This window comes from Flavonifractor sp. An306 (assembly GCF_002159455.1).
GTDB lineage: Bacteria > Bacillota > Clostridia > Oscillospirales > Oscillospiraceae > Flavonifractor.
Map to the genome: position 1 here is coordinate 40,977 of NZ_NFIQ01000026.1, position 6,000 is coordinate 46,976.

2 protein-coding genes are annotated in these 6,000 nt (G+C 44.4%); both read left to right on the plus strand.

The genetic code is table 11. The features are described 5' to 3' along the window. The first annotated feature begins 24 nt into the window (after positions 1 to 24). Positions 25 to 4,665 carry a DUF4011 domain-containing protein gene (locus tag B5F88_RS08440; protein ID WP_087344277.1) on the plus strand — a complete coding sequence of 1,547 codons (4,641 nt, stop codon included), beginning with the start codon at positions 25 to 27 and terminating at the stop codon, positions 4,663 to 4,665. 155 nt (positions 4,666 to 4,820) lie between these two features. Continuing rightward, positions 4,821 to 6,000 (plus strand): hypothetical protein (locus B5F88_RS20185; RefSeq protein WP_140402077.1); only part of this gene is annotated, 1,180 nt, incomplete at its 3' end.

Sequence of the window (6,000 nt, forward strand, 5' to 3'; positions counted from 1 at the left end):
GCAACATGTAGAGGGGGTTGCACTTTGGATACAAAAAAGTTAGACAAATGGGCGGACTTGCTGTTAGACACAGGCAAGCGTAATAGTCTCATTAATTTTAAGGACACAAGGGCGTCCACCGTAGAAGTGCTGTTGCCATCTGCCGAGACACTTTTCGAAAAAGTTGATGGGAGTGCCGCATTTGAGGTGTATGATCCAAAGATCATTGAGGACGATGATGATCTGAATGAGGATGATATAGCAGAACAGTTACAGCTTGAGGTGCCGGAAAATTCGAAGGAATCAGATGGACGAGATGCTTATCTTGCTCAATATTCCGGAAAAATCAAACGGCAAAATCAAGTCTTGCTGTATAATGCGGCTGGAAATCCACTGACCGCAATCAAAAACATCAATAAGAAGGCACGGGAGTTTATTGAAGAGACTGGCGTCAATGTCGCATATATGGCATTTGGTTTTATCCACTGGAAAGAAAGTGATTCTTCGAATTATATTTTCCGTGCCCCGATCTTACTTGTGCCTATCCAATTGGAGCAAGCGTCGGCAGTAGACCCTTATTTCATCAAATCGACGGAGGATGATGTTATCGTCAATCCGACCTTCGCCTATAAGATGGATGCAGAATATGGAGTAAAACTTCCTGATTATAGTGATGAGGGTCTATCTGTTTATCTTGAAAAGGTTAAGCGTCTGGTTGCAAAGCTCCAGTGGACGGTATCTTCTGAATGCAAAATCGGTATTTTTTCGTTTCTGAAAATCAATATGTATCGCGATTTGAAGGACAATGCCGCTACGATCCTTGCAAATCAGAATGTCCGCAAACTTTTGGGTGAGCCTGCTAACTTGCAAGGAGCGGACGCAGAAATCGGAGCTGCAGCTTCTGTTTCCAATCCTCTGATTGAGCTGCATAGTGTGGTGGATGCGGACTCCAGCCAAATAGAAGCCATCGAAATGGCAAAGTCAGGCAAGAGCTTCGTCTTGCAGGGCCCTCCTGGAACAGGTAAGAGTCAGACGATCACCAATATCATTGCAGAGTGCCTGGGCGATGGAAAAAAGGTTCTGTTCGTTTCTGAAAAGTTAGCAGCATTGAGTGTGGTCTATGACAAATTGAAGCAAGCGGGCCTTTCAGAATTTTGTTTAGAACTTCACAGTCACAAAGCCAACAAAAAAGATGTAATCACGGATATCTGCCATACACTTCGAGCTGACAAGAGCGCGGTTTCTTCGAAAGCGGACAGCGAAATTGCACTCAAAGAGAAGGCCCAGCAACAGTTGGACGCTTACGCGGTAGAGCTGCATAAGCCTCATCCGATTATAGAGAAAAGCCTGTATCAGCTTTATGAGGCCTACGCGGCGCTCAGATCCACGCCAGAGGTAGAATGGAATGTTCCGCAACTCACTGCGAAAGGTGAATCGTACTTAACAGAAGCTGCCGCCCTCTTAGAGCAGTATGTTGATTATATTCCTACGGTTGGATATGACTATAGAAAGAATCCATGGTACGGCTATATTAACCAGGACACATCCTATCAGGCTAAGAGCAGTGTCAAAAACAGCATTGCGACAGGGATACAATTTCTGCAATCCTTGATTCCCTTGATTCAGGAAATTTCCGATAGATATGGCATCAACTGCACCACAATAGATGATGCACGAACCTGGAAGGGCTTTTTCAGCACCGCCGCAACATCTCAAATTATCACTCCATCTCTGCTGAACAAAGAGCATTTTCAAGCAGTAAATTCTGCCTTAACCAAGCTGAGCGCACAGAGCGCCGAGATTCTCTCGTCCCGTTCAGTATTGGAATCCACTTTCGATGATGATCTTTACAAATTAAACGGCGCACAATATCACAAACAACTGACAAAACAGTTCACCAGTGCCTTTGCAAGGTTGTTTAATTCCGAGTACAAAAAAATCATAGCGGACTTACGGCTATGCAAGAAAGATGGAAAAAAGCTATCTTACAACGAGGCCGTCGCAGCAACAGAACGTCTCGCCTATTACCAGCAAAAGATGCAGGAATACTGTGAGGCCGAGGAGCCCATCAGAAATTTTCTGGGCGCTGCTTACAAAGGTGTAGAAACAGACTGGAATTATGCAGCAGAGCAAATGGGGGACCTGCAAGCATTATTCTCTGCTGGGGTATCCTTTGGTTTGCTGGAGGAGTATTCCGATTTTGTTACTGAACGCACTGCCTTTGCGGATTATGCCCAGCGTCTGGATGCTGTATTTGAGATTTGTGACAATGATGTTTTTGAGTATATCTCAAACTGCTTTGATCGGTCGCTCTTAGATATCGGTATTGTAAACTGTTCTTTGCTGTTGGCACGGTTCACTGACTGTTCGGATTCGATGGATAAGTTGGATAACTGGTGTCATTTCAGAACATTGCTTTCCAAGTTGGATGATGTGCAAACCGTGTCTTATATCAACAGTGCCATCAGCCGAAATATAGAGCCAAAATTTATTGTTGATGCTTTCAAAAAGCAGTTTTACTATCAGTGGATCAACTCGATTTTGTCTGGAACACCAGTCTTATCTGGGTTCAATCGAATCTCGCAGGACAACACGATCCGTACTTTTTCGGAAAAAGACACAGAACAATTTGAGATCAACAAAGCGAAGATCCGTGCAGAGCTTTCCAGCAAACGTCCCTCTTTGGAGTTAATCGCTCCCGGAAGCGCTTTGGCAATCCTGCTCCGTGAAGGTGAAAAGAAACGAAAGCAGAAGAGCATTCGCTCCCTTCTTTCCGAAACAGGAGAACTTATTCAGCGTATCAAGCCGTGCTTTTTGATGTCGCCCCTAAGCGTCAGCACATTCCTTGCTCCAGATGCCGTCCATTTTGATGTTGTGGTATTTGATGAGGCATCGCAAATTTTCCCACAAGACGCGATCGGCGCGATATATCGCGCTCAGCAACTGATCGTTGTGGGCGACTCCAAGCAGATGCCGCCCAGCAATTTTTTCAATGCCACCATTGAGGCGGGGGATACCGATGAAGAAAGCGGAGATGTGACAGATTTTGAATCCATCTTGGATCTGTGTTCTACTTCTATGCAGCAGCTTCGCCTACGTTGGCATTATCGGAGCCGCTATGAGCAACTTATCACCTTCTCCAACAAGAATTTTTATGACAGCGATCTTGTTACATTCCCATCTGCCAAAGCAGACACCTCCGGCATTGGTGTAGACTATTATCATGTGGACGGTGTCTTTGACCGAAAGAGCCACTCCAACAGAAAAGAGGCAGAGTTTATCGTTGATCTGATCTATCAAAACATCGAACGATACCCTGATCGAAGCCTGGGTGTCGTTGCGTTCAGCGTTGCGCAGCAGGATCTGATCGACAAACTGCTATCCAAGCGGCGGCAGAATACACCAGAAAAAGAATGGTTCTTTAAAAATGACGCAAAAGAGCCATTCTTTATCAAGAACCTTGAGACCGTGCAGGGTGATGAACGAGATACCATTATTTTCAGCATCGCATATGGTGCTGATGCCCAGGGACGTCTGCTGCATAATTTCGGCCCCCTGAACCGTGTTGGCGGCGAACGACGGTTGAATGTTGCTGTCACTCGTGCCAAATGCAATGTTCAGCTGGTTTCCTCGATGCACTATACAGATATTGATTTGAAGCGTACATCTTCAGAGGGCGCGAAACTGTTGCGGGAATATCTTGACTTTGCGGAAAACGGAAATATCGCCCTGGAGCGCGCCGTGAGTATCAATTCCTTTGAACAGTTCGATTCTGACTTCGAACTTGAGGTATGTGAATTTTTGCGCGCTAACGGTTTTTCTGTTGACACACAGGTTGGATGTTCTGGGTTCAGAATTGATCTTGGGTTGAAGATTCCGAACAGTTCTGATTATGTACTTGCAATCGAGTGTGATGGGGCGACCTACCATTCTTCCAGGAACGCTCGGGACCGTGATCGTTTGCGGCAGGAAATTCTGGAGCGCATGGGTTGGAAGTTCTATCGCATCTGGTCGACTGATTGGTTCAGAAACAGAAGTGTGGAGCAAAGCCGACTTTTGGAAGCTGCTACGGATGCAATCAAGCACCCTACACAAGTCTTAGCAAAGCCAGAAAAGGCACCTTCCGCAGAAACCTTTGAAAGTTTTGAAGAAGTTGCGGAAGAGAAACCCTTTGAGTTTTCACCTTACAAAGCCGCCGACATTCAATCTCTATGCCAGCAGTATCTGCCGCGCGATTTCAAAGGGATGGTGAAGGCCGTTTTGGAAGTGGAGGCCCCACTTTCTGAGGAACTGTTTCTGCGGCGTATCGTATGGTTATTCGGCCGGGAAAAAGTCACAAAGGTTGTTTGGCAAGACTACGAGCAAAAAATGTATGGATGTCAACGCTGTGGCATTATTCGACGGAATGGCTTTTTGTATTTGGAGAATGGCCAAGAAATTCAATTCCGAGGGCCGGGCGATATCGAACGGGACATCAAGCAAATCGCCCCGGAAGAATTGGCCGCAGGAATGCTGGAGATTCTGAAGCAAAATGTAACGGCTGACAAAAATGGATTGTACCGCTCTCTCGTCTCACAATGCGGTATAAACCGCGTGGGCAAAACAATCAATGAAATATTGGATTCCGCACTGCGCCTTCTTGAAGACACCATTGACATAGACGGCGACCAGCTTTCACTAAGGTGACATCACCTTAGGTTTCTGCGGACAACCGTGAGGGTTCGACCCCCACTAACCGTACCAAGCGCTGCTGGCATTCCAGCAGCGCTTGTCTATAATCTCATTGTCAAATCATAGGACATAGTGTAAGATAACTATGATCAGAGAGAAGGTGTTATTCGATGGGAAAAAACTTGGATCATTTGACTTCCGAGGAAATTGAGACTTTAATGCAACGGTATTATGCTGGTGAGTCGGTTTCCAAATTAACAAAAGAATATGGTATCTCTGTACGTAGTTCAGACCTATATAAGCTATTTCCACCAGAAGTTTTCCCTAATTACATTTGTGAGTATTGCGACGAGCCTTTAGTAATCAATCGTCCATCAAAAACCATGAAGAACTTACCAAAATATGAGCGAGACTTATACTGTCCAGTTTGTGGGCACAAGCCGTTTCAAACTCATTGTAATTGCGAGAATTGCCAGGAAGAAGAAAGAAATCTTCAAATGGAGCGGCTACAGCAGATAGAAGAAGTATATTCCAAGCCACGGACACCAGTTGATTTTGCATCTCTTTCTTTTGAAAACAAAGTATTTTTAGGCGCTATATGTAGAGCTTTACTCAAAGAAAACCTTTATGAAATTGCACCATTTTCTAATTCGGAAGTAATTTTAACGCCTACAGACCTTTTACTTAAAAAGCTATACTCGAGCCTAATTCACAACCAAGTTATAGCGGTGAGTCCACAATCTCCGTTGGATGCGTTTGATATTGATAGTGAAGATTTTCCAAATACTTTCTATACTTATAGAGTTACCTATTTTTTAAATCTAATTTTTCCAGGAAATAAGCAGCAGCTATTTACAGAAATATTAGACCCCAGTTACTATTGCCCGGAGAATGCAGACGAAGCAGTTGTACTGTGGAAAGAGATTGCAGTCGCAGAATGTATAGAGTATTTACAGTATCAATTGGACAAAGTAAACTTTGAATTTACCCCAGGTGAAAAGACTTACAAAACATTTGATATCATTCTAAATGACTTTTCTGTATCACAAATTTATGGAATTATTTGGCGTGCGGTTGCTGATGCATCGAAACTGTATCTTGAAAAAGGAATTAGTAAAAAGCATGCGGCAAACAGTGTTATTGGAGCCTGTGAGCGATATGCCGAGCGCGCAAAAATTAATGGGTGGGATTTAACGCAGTATAATCGCATTAAGGATCTCCCCCAAAGCGTACTCTCATTATTGTTAGGGTCGGGCGAAATTAACCACTCCGGGTCAGGAGAAAATCGCCAATTTTGGTCAAACGAAAATCACCAATCTGGGGTAGCCAGCCCCCAGGTAGTATTGTTTA